Genomic DNA, 14894 nt, shown 5'->3' with positions numbered 1-14894 from the left:
CAATGCCTATCCGCACATGCTGTCCGGCGGACAGCAGCAGCGGGTGGCGCTGGCCCGGCGCGCTCGCCCCCCGACCACAGGTCGTGTTGCTCGACGAGGCCTTCGCTAGTCTGGATGCCCGCCTGCGCGAGCAGGTGCGCGACGACACGTTGCACGTACTGCAGACTGCCGGGATCCCGGCGATGATCGTGACCCACGACGCCGAGGAAGCGATGTTCCTGGCCGACCGCATCGCCTTGATGCGCGGAGGCCGGGTGGTCCAGCTGGGCCGGCCGGAGGAGCTCTACCTCGACCCGGCCCGATCCCTTCGTTGCCCACCTTCCTCGGCGAGGTGAACCGGCTGCCGGCAAGGCTGCGGGCGGGCCGGGCGGAGACGCCGATTGGTGGTCTGCCCATCCGTCCCGGGGCCGACCTGGCAGAGGGGGCGGTGGAGGTGCTGTTGCGGCCGGAGGGGTTGCTGGTCCAGGCCGAGGGCGGCACCCCGGCCGAGGTCGAGGCCTGCCGGCCGCTCGGGGCCACCACCCTGGTGCATCTCCGCGGTGGCGGACGGCGCCGGCGGGGTGCTGCATCTGCACCGCCCGGCTGCCGCCGGGCATCCGCCTGGCACGTGGACAGCGGGTGACGGTTGCGATGGACCCGGAGCGGGCCTTCGTATTCCCGCCCGCCCCTCCCTAGATAGGCTCCCTGTATATCCGTCCTGGTCACCCTGCCTCAGATTGTTGGAGCCCTGGGTTCCTGCTAACGGAGGCGAGCTTGCGGCGACGGGGGCGGTGATCCCCGTGCCGCAGTCGGAGACGTCATGTTCGACCTAGCCTGGTCCGAGATTGCGCTGATCGGCGTGGTGGCGCTCGTCGTCATTGGCCCCAAGGACCTGCCCGAGGCCATCCGTGGCCTTGCGCGCGAGTGCAGAAGCTGCGCCGCATGGCCAGTGAGTTCCAGGGCCAGGCCGACGAGTTGGTGCGGGAGGCGAGATCTTGAGGAGGTCCGCTCCTCGATCAACGAGATCCGCAACTTCAACATCCGCGATACCCTGGAGAAGGCGGTCGACACGGATGGCACCATCCGCAAGACCTTCACCGAGGACCCGCTGAAGACGGACTACACCAGCCCCTACACCGCACCGGCGTCGACTGGGGCGGCCACTTCCCGGCGCCGAGCCGGCCGCCGCGGCCCCGCCGCCGCCCACGCCGGCCTTCATCCCGCGCCCGCCTATGCGCCCGCCGCGCCGCCCATCGCGCCCAGCGTCGCAGCGCCTTCCCCGGTTGCCGCGGCCGGGCCGCCGGCGCCCCCCGCCTTCGTCCCACCGGCGGAAGCGCCGGCGCCGACCCAGAAGAGCTGAGCAGCGACGCCCGTGCCGCGCGAACCGGAAGACATCATCGACGACAAGCCGATGCCGCTGCTCGACCACCTGATGGAAGCTGCGCACGCGGCTGCTCTGGTCGGTCGCCGCCTTCGGCATCGCCTTCGCCGTCTGCTACTACTTCTCCTCCCAGATCTACGGCTTCCTGGCCCGGCCGCTGGCCGATATCCTGCAGCAGCAGGGCGGCGGCGAGCGGCGCATGATCTTCACCGCGCTATACGAGGCCTTCTTCACCTACCTGAAGGTCGCCTTCTTCGGCGCGGTCTTCTTCAGCTTCCCAATGTGGGCGACCCAGCTCTGGCTGTTTGTGGCGCCCGGCCTGTACCGCAGCGAGAAGCGGGCGATCTATCCCTTCCTGATCGCCTCTCCCTTCCTGTTCGTCGCCGGGGCGGCGCTGGCCTACTACTTCATCTTCCCGCTGGCCTGGCGCTTCTTCATCACCTTCGAAACCCCTCCGGGACAGGGCGCGCTGCCGATCCAGCTCGAGGCCAAGGTCAGCGAATACCTGTCGCTGGTCATGCAGATGATCCTGGCGTTCGGCGTCGCCTTCCAGATGCCGGTGCTGCTGACCCTGCTCTGCCGGGTCGGCATCCTCGACGTCGCGACGCTGCGGAAGGGCCGGCGCTATGCGGTCGTCGGTATGTTCGTGGTGGCCGCGGTGCTGACGCCGCCCGACGTTATCAGCCAGATCGGCCTCGCGGTGCCGCTGCTGGCGCTCTATGAGCTGTCGATCCTGGCGGCGGTTTGGATGACGCCGAAAAAGCCGGACGAGACGAAGAAGACCTGAGGCGAGGGGGCTGCCCTCGATCCCTCCCGACCCCGCCCAGAGTTTCGGGACCAGACCGCCATGCACGATATCCGATCCGTCCGCGCCGACCCGGCGGCCTTCGATGCGGCGATGGCGCGGCGCGGGCTGCCGCCGGTGGCCGAGGAGATCCTTGCGCAGGATGCCGCCCGGCGCGGCGCGCTGCAGGTGCTGCAGGACAAGCAGGCGCGGCGCAACGCCCTCGCCAAGGAAATCGGCCAGGCCAAGCGCAGCGGCGCCAGCAGCGTGGTGCTGGAGGCTGAGGGCGTCGCGCTGCGCGACGAGATGGCGGCGCTCGAGGCGGCTGCCGCCGCGGCCGAGGCCGCGCAGACCGCGATCCTCGAGGCGCTGCCGAATATTCTCGACCCCGAAGTGCCGGACGGCGCCGACGAATCCGCCAATGTGGTGCTGCGCCAGCATGGCGAGCCGCGGCGGCACAACTTCACGCCGAAGCAGCATTTCGAGCTCGGCGAGGCGCTCGGTCTGATGGATTTCACCAGCGCCGCCAAGCTGGCCGGTGCCCGTTTCACCGTGCTGCGCGGAGCGCTGGCCCGGCTGGAACGGGCGCTTGGTCAATGGATGCTGACGCTGCACACCGAACAGCACGGCTACGCCGAGACCGCCGTGCCCTACCTAGTGAATGCCGCGACCATGTACGGCACCGGGCAGTTGCCGAAATTCGAGGAAGACCTCTTCAAGACCACCGACGGGCGCTACCTGATCCCGACCGCCGAGGTGCCGCTGACCAACCTTGTCCGCGGCGACATCATCGCCGAGGCGGCGCTGCCGATGCGCTTCGCCGCGCTGTCGCCCTGCTTCCGGTCTGAGGCCGGCAGTGCCGGGCGCGACACGCGGGGATGCTGCGGCAGCACCAGTTCCAAAAGGTGGAGATGGTCTCCGTCACCCGCCCGCAGGACAGCGCGGCGGAGCATGAGCGGATGACCGAATGCGCCGAGAGGGTGCTGACCGAGCTTGGCCTGACTTGGCGGCGCATCGTGCTCTGCTCCGGCGATACCGGATTCGGCGCGGCGAAGACCTACGACCTTGAGGTGTGGCTGCCAGGGCAGGGTGCCTGGCGGGAGATTTCCTCCTGCTCCAATTGCCGCGACTTCCAGGGGCGCCGGATGAATGCCCGGATGAAGCCGAGCGAGGGCAAAGGGAATGTCGTGGTCCATACGCTGAACGGCAGCGGGGTCGCGGTCGGTCGGGCGCTGATCGCGGTGCTCGAGACGCACCAGCAGGCGGATGGCAGCGTGATGGTGCCCGAGGTGCTGCGGCCCTGGATGGGCGGCATGGAGCGCATCGGCGCGGGCTGAGGACGGCAGGGGTATGGCCCCCTGCCGTCACTGTCAGTTGGCGATGCCGAGCCGGCCGCTGAGGTCCTGGATGAACTGCCAGGCGACGCGCCCCGACCGCCCGCCGCGCGTGACCGACCACTCGTTCGCCTGCCGCCGCAGCTCCTCTTCGGACAGGTCGATCCCGAGCGCCGCGGCATAGCCCTCGATCATGGCGAAGTAGGTCGGCTGGTCGCATCAGTGGAAGCCGATCCAAAGCCCGAAGCGGTCGCTTAGCGAGACCTTCTCCTCAACCGCCTCGTTCGGGTTGATCGCCGTGCTGCGCTCGTTCTCGATCATGTCGCGCTGACATCAGGTGGCGGCGGTTGGAGGTCGCGTAGAACAGCACATTGGCTGGTCGCCCCTCGATGCCGCCATCCAGCACCGACTTGAGCGCCTTGTAGTCGGCATCCTCCTTCTCGAAGGACAGGTCGTCGCAGAAGACCAGGGCGCGGCGGTCCTGGGCGCGCAGGATGTTCACGCAGGTCTCGGCAGGGTGCGGATGTCCTCCCGGTGGATTTCGATCAGCGCGAGGCTGCCGGGCCGCTCGGCATTCGCCGCGGCATGCGCGGCCTTCACCAGGGACGACTTGCCCGTGCCGCGGGCGCCCCAGAGCATCACGTTGTTGGCGGGAAAGCCGCGGGCGAAGCGCAGCGTGTTCTCCACCAGCAGGTCCTTCTGCCGGTCGATCCCCTGCAGCAGGCCGATCTCGACGCGGGAGACCCGCGGCACGGGGGAAAGGCGCGGGGCCGGTGTCGGGTGCCAGACGAAGGCATCGGCCCCTTCCAGGCGGGGCGGCTCGGGCGGCGGCGGCGCCAAGCGCTCCAGCGCCTCCACGATGCGGGTCATCAAAGCGATATCCATGGTCGTTTCCGGAAATTGGGCCGCCCTTGACGGGAAGGGGCGGAAGCTAGTTTGCGGCCGGCTTGCCCGGCAAGCCGGAACCACAAGGAATTCGCCCCGGATGCTCATCTCCCCCGCTTATGCGCAGGATTCCCTCGGGGGCGGCCTGGCGATGGTCACCCAGATCGCGCCCTTGCTGCTGATCTTCGCCGTCTTCTACTTCCTGCTGATCCGCCCGCAGCAGAAAAAGCAGAAGGAGCACAAGGCGCTGCTCGCGGCGCTGAAGCGCGGCGACCGCGTGCTGACCGCCGGCGGCATCATCGGCAAGGTGATGGTCGTGAAGGACGGCATCGACGAGGTTGAGGTTGAGATCGCCCCGAATGTCCGCGTCAGCGTCCTGCGCCAGACCATCGGCGACGTGCTGAAGCCGCTCGGTGCGAATGATTCCGGCGCCAAGAGCTGAGACGGCGTCTCGCAGTCGCGGTTCTTGCCGCCTGGGCGTTGCTGTCCGCGGCGCCGGTACGAGCTGCCTCGCCCGAGGCGGCTGCGACCCGACAGGCGGCTGGCGGCAGCATGGTGCAGCTTGCGGCCCAGCCTGCGGTCGCCATCCTGTTGCGCGGCGCGGCACGCGGCCGACAGCAGCAGGTCTATGAGGGGCTGCGCCTGCCCGGGCCGCCAGTGGCGCTGGTCGAGGACCGCTGGCTGGTCGGTTGGGGCTGCGCCGATCCGGAACCGCGCAGCGGCGTGCAGCGGGCGCGGCCTCTTCATGGCCTTCGATGCGGGAACAGAGCGGCTGTTCCTGATGCTGCTGGAGGACGGCGCGCCCATGTTCCTGGCCCCTGCGCGTACCGGCCATTGGCCGGCGATGCTGGAAAGGGCCTTCGCGGGCTTCGCGCCCGGCCTGGCTCACCCGCCGGCTTTCGACCAGGACTGAGCCGCAGGCAAAAAGAGGCGCCCGGTTGCCCGGGCGCCCCTGTCCTCCGGAAGCCCTGTGGACCTCAGGCCGACTGGCCGGACTTCAGCCCGCCCTGCTGCATCAGGCCTTCGACCACTTCCCAATCGACCAGTTTGTTCAGGAAATTGTCGAGGTAGTTCGGCCGGACGTTGCGGAAGTCCAGGTAGTAGGCGTGCTCCCAAACATCGACGCCGAGGATAGGCGTGCCCTCGCCGGTGGCGATCGGGTTGGAGCCGTTCGCGGTCTTGGTCACCTTCAGCTTGCCATCGGCGCCAACAACCAGCCAGGCCCAGCCCGAGCCGAACTGGGTCACGCCGGCCTGCTTGAAGGCCTCCTTGAACGGCGCCAAGCCGCCGAGGTCCTGGTCGATCTTGGCGGCCAGCTTGGCCGGCAGCTTGTCACCGCCGCCCTTGGGCGACATCACCTGCCAGAACAGGATGTGGTTCCAGTGCTGCCCGGCCTGGTTCAGCACCGGCAGGCCGTCGGTGCCGGCTTTACCGGCTTCCGCCACGATCTGCTCGAGGCTCTTGCCGGCGAGGCCCTTGCTCTCGACCAGGCCGTTGAGCGCGGTGACATAGGCGTTGTGGTGCTTGCCGTGGTGGAGCTCGAGCGTCTCCTGGCACATGCCCTGACCGGCGAGCGCATTGGTGGAATAGGGCAGCGGCGGCAGGCTGGAAGGCCATGGCGTTGTCTCCTCGTGCTTCGATGGAACGCGCCCGGAGCGGTCTTCCGCGAGGCCCGGGAGCCGGCGAAACAGCTAAGCGGGGTGCCGTGGCGCGTCAAGCAAGGGCCGGGCATAAGGCGCGGCATGGCCACAACGCCCGAACTCTCCCCGGTTGCAGAATTCGCCCGTCGGCATGACCCCGATCGCTTCCTCTGCGCGCTGTTCGCCCCTGTGGCGCTGCGCGAGCCCCTGTTCGCGCTGATTGCCTACAACCACGAGCGCTGGCCCGGGCGCGGGAGGCGGCGAAGACGCCGCTGATCGCATTGATGCGGCTCCAATGGTGGCGCGAGGCGGTGGAACATGCCGCCGAGGGCAAGCCGCCGCGGCGGCATGAGGTGGCCGGCCCGTTGCATGCGGCGATCGGCGCAGGCCTGCTGGATCCGGCCGACCTGGTGGCCCTGGCCGATGCGAGGGAGGCCGAGGCGGAGGAGGAAGGGCTGCCGACGCGGGAAGCCTTCTCAGCGTATCTGCGCGGCACTGCCGGCGGCTTCGCGGTCACGGCCGGGCGCCTGCTCGGCGCTGCACCCGGCCTGCTGCCGGCGCTCCAGCAGGCGGGGGCCGCCTATGGGCTGGCGGGGGTACTGCGCAGCCTGCCGGCCCTGGCGAGGCAGGGCCGCTGCCTGTTGCCGCAGGACGCACTCGCCGCCGCCAGGCTTACGCCGGAGGAGGTGGTGCAGGCACCGGCGCTGGCCGGGCCGGTGGTCGCGGCGCTCGCGGCCGATGGCGTTGCAGCGCTCGAGGCCACGCGCCGTGCTTTGCGCCCGCTCGGCCGGGCGGCGAATGCCGCGGCGCTGCCGCTGGTGCTGGCACGGCGCGACCTGCGCCGGCTGGCCGCCGGCCGGGCGCTCCCGGCAGGGGCGCGCGGCCTCGGCGACCGGTTGGCGGTGGTGCTGGCGGGCATCGCCGGACGGGCCTGAGGCCGGCGCCTCAGGCGAAGAGGAAATCCGCCGCGGTGAAGTCGGAATGGCCGAGGACGGTGACGCTGCCTGCAGCCCCCCTGGAGTGGCCGAGGGCAGGGCGATCACCTCCCCTGAAATACCGAGGTCGGCCATATGGTGGATGCCGAGCGCGGCGAAGTAGCGCAGATTGATCACGTCCCGCCCCGCCTCGAAATCATAGATGACGTCGTCACCATTGCCCGGCTTGAACAGGAAGACGTCGTGGCCGGTGGTGGCCCCTGCCTCCACCGTCGGCGCGTCGCCCACATCCAGTCGTTGCCCTGGCCGCTGACCAGCAGGTCGTCGCCGCCATGCGCGCCGGCGCCGAGCAGCCCGGCATCGCCGTAGATCATGCAGATGCCGCTGGCATTGCCGCCATGGATCGTGTCGTTGCCGGCCTGCGCTTGGCCGGTGATTCGGTTGCCGTCTCCGATCAGCACGGCATCGCCGGCGCGTAAGTTGATCAGGAGGTCGTCGCCGCCACGCGCATGGCCGGTCAGGTCGCCGTCACCGACGAAGAACCGGTCGGCTGTGCCGCTATTGCCGGCAATGGTGTCATTGCCGCCGACCGCGTCATCGGACAGCGCGCCGTCGCCGTAGATCGACTGCCAAGCATCGACCGAGGCTAGGATCGAGTCGTTGCCGCCATGCGCATGTCCGGCCAGCGTCAGCGCGTCGCCATAGACGTCACCGTGCTCGAGCGCGATCCGGTCATCGCCGCCGACCGTCCAGTCGGCCATGCTGCGGGCATCGCCGAAGGCCAGCATGTGCTCGACCCCACCGGACAAGTGGTCATTCCCGCCATGCGCATGGTCAGTCATCGCAACCGCATCGCCGTACAGGAAGTACTCCGTCGCCGAGCGGAGTGGTCCCATAGCCGCCCGCGGCGCAGAGCCGGTCGTCGCCGCCGCGCGCCTCGCCGCTGATGCTGGTGGCGTCGCCAATGATGACGATGCTGAAGCTGCCGGCGATCGACAGCACGTCATTGCCGCCGACGGCCGAGCCGGAAATCCAGTCGGCATCGCCGCGGACGCCGATATAGGAACCGTTGCCATAGAAGTGCAGATCGCCGCCGCGCGCCTGCTCCTCGAGGTCTGATTGCGTCGAGGATGTAGGTCGGCATGGTGAAGCCGTGGGTGCTGAGGCTGCGCGGCGCCAATTGGGTGGTGCCGCCATACACCGAGGTGGAGCCATACAGGGCGACCGCGCTGCTCGGGTCCCACCAACTGCCGTTGCTCATGCCGCGTGCTCCCGCCCATCGTTAGGAGGGAGCCTTGCCGAACAGATGGCAACTTATCGTTGATTTAGCGCAAGCTGCTATATCTTTGCGTCAGGCACGCTTGCGCCGCTTTGCCGGCGGAGCCTCGGTGGCCAGCAGCGGCGAGAGGAAACGCCCGGTATGGCTGCCCTCGGTTGCCGCCACCTCCTCCGGCGTCCCGGCGGCGACGATGCGACCGCCACCATCGCCGCCCTCGGGCCCAAGGTCGAGGATCCAGTCGGCGGTCTTGATGACCTCGAGGTTGTGCTCGATCACCACGACGGTGTTGCCGGTCTCGACCAGCTGGTGCAACACCTCGAGCAGCTTGCGGACATCCTCGAAATGCAGGCCGGTGGTCGGCTCATCCAGGATGTAGAGCGTCCGGCCGGTAGCCCGGCGCGACAGTTCCTTCGACAGCTTGATCCGCTGCGCCTCGCCACCGGACAGCGTCGTCGCCTGCTGGCCGAGATGGATGTAGCCGAGGCCCACTTCCTTCAGCACCCGAAGCTTCTCGGCAATGGCGGGGACGGCGGAGAAAAATTCGGCGCCTTCCTCCACCGTCATCTCCAGCACGTCGGCGATGCTCTTGTTGCGGAACTTCACCTCCAGTGTCTCGCGGTTGTAGCGCTTGCCCTTGCAGGCGTCGCAGGTGACGTAGACGTCGGGCAGGAAGTGCATCTCGATCTTGATCAGCCCGTCGCCCTGGCAGGCCTCGCAGCGGCCGCCCTTGACATTGAAGCTGAAGCGGCCGGGCTTGTAGCCGCGGGCGCGGCTCTCGGGCAGTTCGGAAAACCAGTCGCGGATCGGCGCGAAGAGGCCTGTATAGGTCGCGGGATTGGAGCGCGGCGTGCGGCCGATCGGCGACTGGTCGATGTCGATGATCTTGTCCAGCTGGTCGAGCCCCTCGATCTTCTCATGCGCCGAGGGCACGGTGCCGGCGCCCATCAGCCGGCGGGCCGCGGCTCGTAGAGCGTCTCGATCACCAGGGTCGACTTGCCGCCGCCCGAGACGCCGGTGACGCAGGTGAAGGTGCCGAGCGGGAATTCCGCCGAGACGTCCTTCAGGTTGTTGCCGCGGGCGCCGACGACCTTGACCGCGCGCTTGCGGTCCACCTTCCGCCGCGTCGCCGGAACCTCGATCCGCCGGCGTCCCGAGAGGTAGTCCCCGGTCAGGCTGGCCGGGTTGGCGGCGACCTCGGCGGGGGTGCCCTGGGCGATGACGCGGCCGCCGCCGGCGCCCGCGGCAGGGCCGATATCCACCAGGTGGTCGGCGGCGCGGATGGCGTCCTCGTCATGCTCGACCACCAGCACCGTGTTGCCGATGGTCGCGCAGCCGCCTGCAGCGTCGCCAGCAGGCGTTCGTTGTCGCGCTGGTGCAGGCCGATGGAGGGCTCGTCCAGCACGTAGAGCACGCCGGTCAGGCCGCTGCCGATCTGCGAGGCGAGGCGGATGCGCTGCGACTCGCCGCCCGAGAGCGTCGCCGAGGAGCGGCCGAGCGAGAGGTAGTCGAGCCCGACATCGACCAGGAATTGCAGCCGCTCCTCGATCTCGCGCAGGATCCGGCGGGCGATCTCCTGCCGCTGCGGCGTCAGCGTCGCCATGACCCCGGCAAACCAGTCGCGCGACTTGCGGATGGACAGCTCGGAGGCCTCGCCGATATGGCAGCCGGCGACCTTCACCGCGAGGGATTCCGGCTTGAGGCGGAAGCCCTGGCAGGCCTCGCAGGGCTTCTCCGCTTGGTAGCGGGCGAGGTCCTCGCGGACCCAGGGGTTGTCGGTCTCGCGGTGGCGGCGCTCGAGGTTGGGCAGCACGCCCTCGAAGGGCTTCTTCACGTCATAGGCGCGGAGGCCGTCCTTGTAGCGCAGCGTCACCACCTCCTCGCCGGTGCCGTGCAGGATGGCGGCGCGGACCTTGGCGGGCAGGTCGGCCCAGGGACGGCTCGTCTCCACCTTGTAGTGCCGCGCGAGGCTTTCGAGTGTCTGGTCGTAATAGGGCGATTGCGCGCCGGACCAGGGCGCGACGGCGCCTTCGGCCAGGCTGCGCAACTCGTCCGGCACCACCAGCTGCGGGTCGAAGAAGCTCTGCGTGCCGAGCCCGTCGCAGGTCGGGCAGGCGCCCTGCGGGCTGTTGAAGGAGAAGAGCCTCGGCTCGATCTCCTCGATGGTAAAGCCGGATTCGGGGCAGGCGAACTTCGCGCTGAAAACGGTGCGCGTGCCGCTGTCGGCGTTCTCGGCATAGGCGATGCCGTCCGAGAGGGCGAGCGCCGTCTCGAAGCTGTCGGCCAAGCGGGGAGCGATGCCGTCGCGGACCACGATGCGGTCCACCACGATCTCGATGTCATGCTTCAGCGTTTTCTTCAGCGCCGGCACCTCGGCGATCTGCTGCAGCTTGCCGTCGATCTTCACCCGCTCGAAGCCGCGGCGTTGCCATTCCGCCAGCTCCTTGCGGAACTCGCCCTTCTTACCGCGCACCACGGGCGCCAGCAGCAGCAGCCGCGTGCCTTCCTCCATCGCCAGCACGCGGTCGACCATCTGGGAAACGGTCTGCGCCTCGATCGGCAGGCCGGTGGCGGGCGAGTAGGGCACACCGACCCGGGCCCAGAGCAGCCGCATGTAGTCGTGGATCTCGGTGACCGTGCCGACAGTCGAGCGCGGGTTGTGGCTGGTGGTCTTCTGCTCGATCGAGATCGCTGGACTCAGCCCCTCGATGCTGTCGACATCGGGCTTCTGCATCAACTGCAGGAATTGGCGGGCATAGGCGGAGAGCGATTCGACGTAGCGCCGCTGGCCCTCGGCATAGATGGTGTCGAAGGCGAGGGAGGACTTGCCTGAGCCGGAAAGGCCGGTGATGACGGTCAATGTCCCGCGCGGCAGGTCGAGGTCGAGATCCTTCAGGTTGTGGGTGCGGGCGCCCCGGATGCGGATCTGGCCGGCGTTCAACGCGGCTGGCGGAGTGGCAGGCGGGGTGGCCATCGGGTTGCTCCACGGGACCCGGCAGGGCCCACGTTCACATTGTGTTCTTGGAGGAATGCCACCATATTAAGGCGGCGGAAAGGGGTCTTGGTGGGCCCCGGGCATGCCGCCGAACCTGCCCGGGACTCGCCCCGGGCTGGTCAGGGCAGTATGCTAGGCGCTCGATTCCGGGGGTTTGGACGGCATGGCCGGCAGCGTGAACAAGGTGATCCTGGTGGGCAATCTGGGGCGTGACCCGGAAGCCCGCAACATGCAGTCCGGCGGCAAGGTGGTCTCTTTCTCCGTCGCCACGTCGGAGACCTGGAACGACCGCGCTTCCGGCGAGCGGAAGGAGAAGACCCAGTGGCACCGGGTCGCCATCTTCAACGAGAAACTCGGTGAGATCGCCGAGAAGTACCTGAAGAAGGGCAGCAAGGTGTACCTCGAAGGCGCGCTCGAGAGCCGCAAGTATACCGACAAGGACGGTCAGGAGCGGGAGATCACCGAGGTGGTCATCAGCCGCTTCAAGGGCGAACTGACTCTGCTGGATGGCCGTGGCGGCGGCGGTGAGATGGGCGAAGGCGGTGGCGGCTTTGGCGGCGGGCGATCCTCCGGCGGCTATGGCGGCGAGCGGTCCGGCGGTGGTGGTGGCCGGAGCGGCGGCGGCGGCTGGGACAGCAAGCCGAAGGGCGGCGCTGACCTCGACGACGACATCCCGTTCTGAGGTCGGCAGTGGCCGCGGGGTGGCCCCGCCGCCATAAGAATACTAAGATGGTGGCCTTGGGGAGTGCCCCGGGCTGCTCCTCCGGCGGTCCAGCCTGCCGGAAGCGGTGGCCGGGCTCCGCAGGCGTGACCGGCGACCCGCGTCCCCTGACGATGCAGCACCCCCGGCGCCATGCAGCAGGCCGGCCCGGCGCCGGACGACGAGGAAGAACACCAGCGTGAGCGAGACCGAGAACGGCAGCGGCGGCATCCGCCCGGAAGACGCCGTGCCCGTGACCCTCGAGGAGGAGATGCGCCGCTCCTACCTCGACTATGCGATGAGCGTGATCGTCGCGCGCGCCCTGCCGGATGCGCGGGACGGCCTCAAGCCTGTCCATCGGCGCATCCTGCATGCGATGCAGGAAAGCGGCTATACCGCCGACAAGCCGCATCGCAAGTCGGCCCGCGTCGTCGGCGACGTCATGCGGCAAGTATCACCCGCATGGCGACGCCGCGATCTACGACGCCATGGTCCGCATGGCGCAATCCTTTTCGCTGCGCGTGCCGCTGATCGACGGGCAGGGCAACTTCGGCAGCATGGACGGCGATCCGCCGGCCCAGATGCGCTACACCGAGGTCCGCCTGGCGCGCTCCGCCTCCGCCCTGATCGAGGGCATCGAGGAGGACACGGTCGACTTCCAGCCGAATTACGACGAATCGGAGCAGGAGCCGCGCGTCTTGCCGGCCTCCTTCCCCAACCTGCTGGTCAACGGTGCCCAGGGCATCGCCGTCGGCATGGCGACCAATATCCCGACGCACAACCCGACCGAGGTGATCGACGCGACGCTGGCGCTGATCGCCGAGCCCGACACCTCCCTCGCCGACCTGATGAAGATCATCCCCGGGCCGGACTTCCCGACCGGCGGGCTGATCCTCGGCCGGGCGGGCATCCGTTTGGCCTTCGAGACCGGGCGCGGGTCCATCCCGCTGCGGGCGAAGTGCGAGATCGAGGAGATGCGCGGCGGCCGCCAGGCCATCGTTGCCACCGAGATCCCCTTCCAGGTCAACAAGTCGACGCTGATCGAGAAGATCGCCGAACTGGTCCGTGCCAAGGCGATCGAGGGCATCTCCGACCTGCGCGACGAGAGCGACCGCGACGGCATGCGGATCGTCATCGAGCTGAAGCGGGACGCGACGGCCGAAGTGGTGCTGAACCAGCTGTATCGCATGACGCAGCTGCAGACCTCCTTCCCGGTCAACTTCCTGGCGCTCGACAACGGCAAGCCCCGGCAGATGGGGCTGATCGACGCGCTGCGGTGCTTCATCGCATTCCGCGAGGAGGTCATCCTCCGCCGCTCGCGCTTCCGCCTGGCCAAGGCGCGCGAGCGCGGCCACCTGCTGATCGGCCTGGCCATCGCGGTGGCCAATATCGACGAGGTCATCCGCCTCATCCGCGCCAGCGCCGACCCGGCCGAGGCCCGCGCCGCGCTGATGGCGCGCGATTGGCCGGCCGGCGACGTCGGCACGCTGCTGGCGCTGATCGAGGATGCCGGCAACGTCGTCACGCCGGAAGGCACGGTACGCCTGACCGAGGCGCAGGCCCGTGGCATCCTGGCGCTCACGCTGAACCGGCTGACCGGGCTCGAGCGCAACAAGATCACTGCCGAGCTCGAGGAGATCGGCGGCCGCATCCGCGAGCTGCTCGACATCCTCGGCAGCCATCCCCGCCGGATGGAGGTGATGACCGAGGAGCTGCGCGCCGTCCGCGCCCAGATCGCCGCGCCTCGGCTGACCCAGATCGTCGACGGCATCGCCGACGTGGACGACGAGAGCCTGATCGAGCCGGGCAACATGATCGTCACGCTGACGCGGGACGGCTATGTGAAGCGCACTTCACTCGACACCTTCCGGGCGCAGCATCGCGGTGGCCGTGGCCGCAGCGCCGCCGCGACGCGGCAGGACGACGTGGTGATGCGCAGCTTCATCGCGCATACCCATCAATGGGTGCTGTTCTTCACGAGCCGCGGCATGGCTTTCCGCGAGAAGGTCTGGCAGCTGCCGGAAGGCGGTGCGCCAGGGCAAGGGGCGGTCGCTCCGCCAGGTGCTGGCGCTGCAGGAAGGCGAGCAGATCACCGCTGTGCTGCCGCTGCCGCATGACGAGAGCCTGTGGGAGGGCCTGCACCTGGTCTTCGCCACCGCCTCGGGCGGAGTCCGCCGCAACAAGCTGTCCGACTTCAAGAATGTCCGCGCCGCCGGGCTGATCGCCATGAAGCTCGACGACGGCGACGAGCTGATCGGCGTCTCCACCTGCCGGGAGGGTGACGACGTGCTGCTCGCCACCCGCAAGGGCCGCGCCATCCGCTTCCAGGCCAGCGAGGACGTGCTGCGCGTCTTTGCCGGCCGCGACAGCACCGGGGTGCGCGGCATCCGCCTCGGCAAGGGCGACGAGGTGATCGCGCTGAGCGTCCTCCGCCATGTCGAGGCGACGCCGGCCGAGCGCGAGGCCGCGATCCGCAACGCCGCCCAGCGCCGCCGCGGCGAGAACGGCAACGGCGCCGAGGAGACCGAGGCCGCAGCCGCCGAGGAGGTCGAGGACGGCGCGGAGGACGGCGCCGGCGACGAGGTCACCCTCTCGCCCGAGCGCGCACGCGAGCTGGAGGAGGCGGAGGAGATCATCCTCGCCATCACCGACGGCGGATTCGGCAAGCGCAGCCTCGCCTATGACTATCGGATCACGAGGCCGGGGCGGGCAGGGGCTGGAAGGCATGCTGTTCAGCCGGCGCACCGGCAAGGAGGTCGTGGCCACCTTCCCGGTCCGGCCGGGCGATGACGTGATGCTGGTGACCGACACCGGCCGGCTGATCCGCCTGCCGGCCGACCAGGTGCGCTTGACGCGCCGGCGCAGCCTGGGCGTGATGCTCCTCAGATTGAATGAGGGGGAACGCGTGAACTCTTGCTTCCCGGTCGTCGATGACCAGGGCGATGCCGCGAACGAAGCCGGCAGCGAGATCCAGCCTGGCGCAGA

Annotated in this window: 11 protein-coding genes and 5 pseudogenes; 11 read left to right on the top strand and 5 right to left on the bottom strand. The window is 69.2% G+C overall.

All coding sequences use genetic code 11. From position 1 onward, the window contains the following. The first annotated feature begins 2 nt into the window (after window positions 1-2). The 5 genes and pseudogenes from ACQ86J_RS01565 to serS all read left to right on the top strand — a co-directional run bounded on the left by ACQ86J_RS01565 (window position 3) and on the right by serS (window position 3481). Window positions 3-335: a hypothetical protein gene (locus tag ACQ86J_RS01565; RefSeq protein ID WP_431269751.1), complete on the top strand. Its 333-nt coding sequence runs from the start codon at window positions 3-5 to the stop codon at window positions 333-335. After that, on the top strand, window positions 311-622 hold the full coding sequence (locus ACQ86J_RS01560; protein WP_431269750.1) for a TOBE domain-containing protein: 312 nt from the start codon (window positions 311-313) through the stop codon (window positions 620-622). The genes ACQ86J_RS01565 and ACQ86J_RS01560 overlap by 25 nt, the downstream gene beginning before the upstream one ends. 177 nt (window positions 623-799) lie before the next feature. Next, entirely contained in the window at window positions 800-1339 is a 540-nt protein-coding gene (locus ACQ86J_RS01555; RefSeq protein ID WP_431269749.1) for a twin-arginine translocase TatA/TatE family subunit, read from the top strand. A gap of 51 nt (window positions 1340-1390) precedes the next feature. After that, window positions 1391-2147 (top strand): annotated as a pseudogene (gene tatC / locus ACQ86J_RS01550) (twin-arginine translocase subunit TatC). Window positions 2148-2207: 60 nt separating this feature from the next. Beyond that, window positions 2208-3481: pseudogene (gene serS, locus ACQ86J_RS01545) on the top strand (serine--tRNA ligase). A gap of 33 nt (window positions 3482-3514) precedes the next feature. On the opposite strand, the pseudogene ACQ86J_RS01540 reads toward serS, so the two are convergent. Beyond that, window positions 3515-4363 (bottom strand): annotated as a pseudogene (locus ACQ86J_RS01540) (ATP-binding protein). A gap of 100 nt (window positions 4364-4463) precedes the next feature. On the opposite strand from ACQ86J_RS01540, the gene yajC reads away from it, so the two are divergent. Both yajC and ACQ86J_RS01530 read left to right on the top strand, forming a co-directional pair. Then, window positions 4464-4805, top strand: a complete 342-nt coding sequence (yajC, locus tag ACQ86J_RS01535; RefSeq protein ID WP_431269748.1) for a preprotein translocase subunit YajC — start codon at window positions 4464-4466, stop codon at window positions 4803-4805. A gap of 303 nt (window positions 4806-5108) precedes the next feature. Next, entirely contained in the window at window positions 5109-5276 is a 168-nt protein-coding gene (locus ACQ86J_RS01530; RefSeq protein WP_431269747.1) for a hypothetical protein, read from the top strand. Window positions 5277-5340: 64 nt separating this feature from the next. Here ACQ86J_RS01530 and ACQ86J_RS01525 read toward each other — a convergent pair whose 3' ends face one another. Further along, window positions 5341-5922, bottom strand: coding sequence for a superoxide dismutase (locus ACQ86J_RS01525; RefSeq protein WP_431269746.1), 582 nt, complete (start codon window positions 5920-5922; stop codon window positions 5341-5343). A gap of 183 nt (window positions 5923-6105) precedes the next feature. Between ACQ86J_RS01525 and ACQ86J_RS01520 the strand changes: the two genes are divergently transcribed. Both ACQ86J_RS01520 and ACQ86J_RS01515 read left to right on the top strand, forming a co-directional pair. Further along, window positions 6106-6279: a hypothetical protein gene (locus ACQ86J_RS01520; RefSeq protein ID WP_431269745.1), complete on the top strand. Its 174-nt coding sequence runs from the start codon at window positions 6106-6108 to the stop codon at window positions 6277-6279. Window positions 6280-6287: 8 nt separating this feature from the next. Further along, complete coding sequence (locus ACQ86J_RS01515) at window positions 6288-6938, top strand: squalene/phytoene synthase family protein (RefSeq protein ID WP_431269744.1); 651 nt, start codon at window positions 6288-6290, stop codon at window positions 6936-6938. 173 nt (window positions 6939-7111) lie between these two features. On the opposite strand, the gene ACQ86J_RS01510 is transcribed toward ACQ86J_RS01515, so the two are convergent. The 3 genes and pseudogenes from ACQ86J_RS01510 to uvrA all read right to left on the bottom strand — a co-directional run bounded on the left by ACQ86J_RS01510 (window position 7112) and on the right by uvrA (window position 11188). Beyond that, on the bottom strand, window positions 7112-7780 hold the full coding sequence (locus ACQ86J_RS01510; RefSeq protein WP_431269743.1) for a hypothetical protein: 669 nt from the start codon (window positions 7778-7780) through the stop codon (window positions 7112-7114). Continuing rightward, entirely contained in the window at window positions 7773-8135 is a 363-nt protein-coding gene (locus ACQ86J_RS01505; RefSeq protein ID WP_431269742.1) for a hypothetical protein, read from the bottom strand. The genes ACQ86J_RS01510 and ACQ86J_RS01505 overlap by 8 nt, the downstream gene beginning before the upstream one ends. Window positions 8136-8289: 154 nt before the next feature. Beyond that, window positions 8290-11188: pseudogene (gene uvrA / locus ACQ86J_RS01500) on the bottom strand (excinuclease ABC subunit UvrA). A gap of 184 nt (window positions 11189-11372) precedes the next feature. On the opposite strand from uvrA, the gene ssb reads away from it, so the two are divergent. Next, window positions 11373-11891 carry a single-stranded DNA-binding protein gene (gene ssb / locus ACQ86J_RS01495; protein ID WP_431269741.1) on the top strand — a complete coding sequence of 173 codons (519 nt, stop codon included), beginning with the start codon at window positions 11373-11375 and terminating at the stop codon, window positions 11889-11891. Between the two features lie 289 nt (window positions 11892-12180). Continuing rightward, window positions 12181-14877: pseudogene (gene gyrA, locus ACQ86J_RS01490) on the top strand (DNA gyrase subunit A); the annotation flags it as partial. Between the last annotated feature and the right edge of the window lie 17 nt (window positions 14878-14894).

Source organism: Dankookia sp. P2 (genome assembly GCF_050632255.1).
Lineage (GTDB): Bacteria > Pseudomonadota > Alphaproteobacteria > Acetobacterales > Acetobacteraceae > Paracraurococcus.
This window is presented reverse-complemented; position numbering and strand designations above follow the sequence as displayed.

Bases quoted from the DNA above. Each gene is read 5' to 3' on its own strand.
- ACQ86J_RS01565 (WP_431269751.1), top strand. From the start codon at position 3: ATGCCTATCCGCACATGCTGTCCGGCGGACAGCAGCAGCGGGTGGCGC.
- ACQ86J_RS01555 (WP_431269749.1), top strand. From the start codon at position 800: ATGTTCGACCTAGCCTGGTCCGAGATTGCGCTGATCGGCGTGGTGGCG.
- yajC (WP_431269748.1), top strand. From the start codon at position 4,464: ATGCTCATCTCCCCCGCTTATGCGCAGGATTCCCTCGGGGGCGGCCTG.
- ACQ86J_RS01530 (WP_431269747.1), top strand. From the start codon at position 5,109: ATGGCCTTCGATGCGGGAACAGAGCGGCTGTTCCTGATGCTGCTGGAG.
- ACQ86J_RS01525 (WP_431269746.1), bottom strand. From the start codon at position 5,922: ATGTGCCAGGAGACGCTCGAGCTCCACCACGGCAAGCACCACAACGCC.
- ACQ86J_RS01520 (WP_431269745.1), top strand. From the start codon at position 6,106: ATGGCCACAACGCCCGAACTCTCCCCGGTTGCAGAATTCGCCCGTCGG.
- ACQ86J_RS01515 (WP_431269744.1), top strand. From the start codon at position 6,288: ATGCGGCTCCAATGGTGGCGCGAGGCGGTGGAACATGCCGCCGAGGGC.
- ACQ86J_RS01510 (WP_431269743.1), bottom strand. From the start codon at position 7,780: ATGACTGACCATGCGCATGGCGGGAATGACCACTTGTCCGGTGGGGTC.
- ACQ86J_RS01505 (WP_431269742.1), bottom strand. From the start codon at position 8,135: ATGGCGGCACCACCCAATTGGCGCCGCGCAGCCTCAGCACCCACGGCT.
- ssb (WP_431269741.1), top strand. From the start codon at position 11,373: ATGGCCGGCAGCGTGAACAAGGTGATCCTGGTGGGCAATCTGGGGCGT.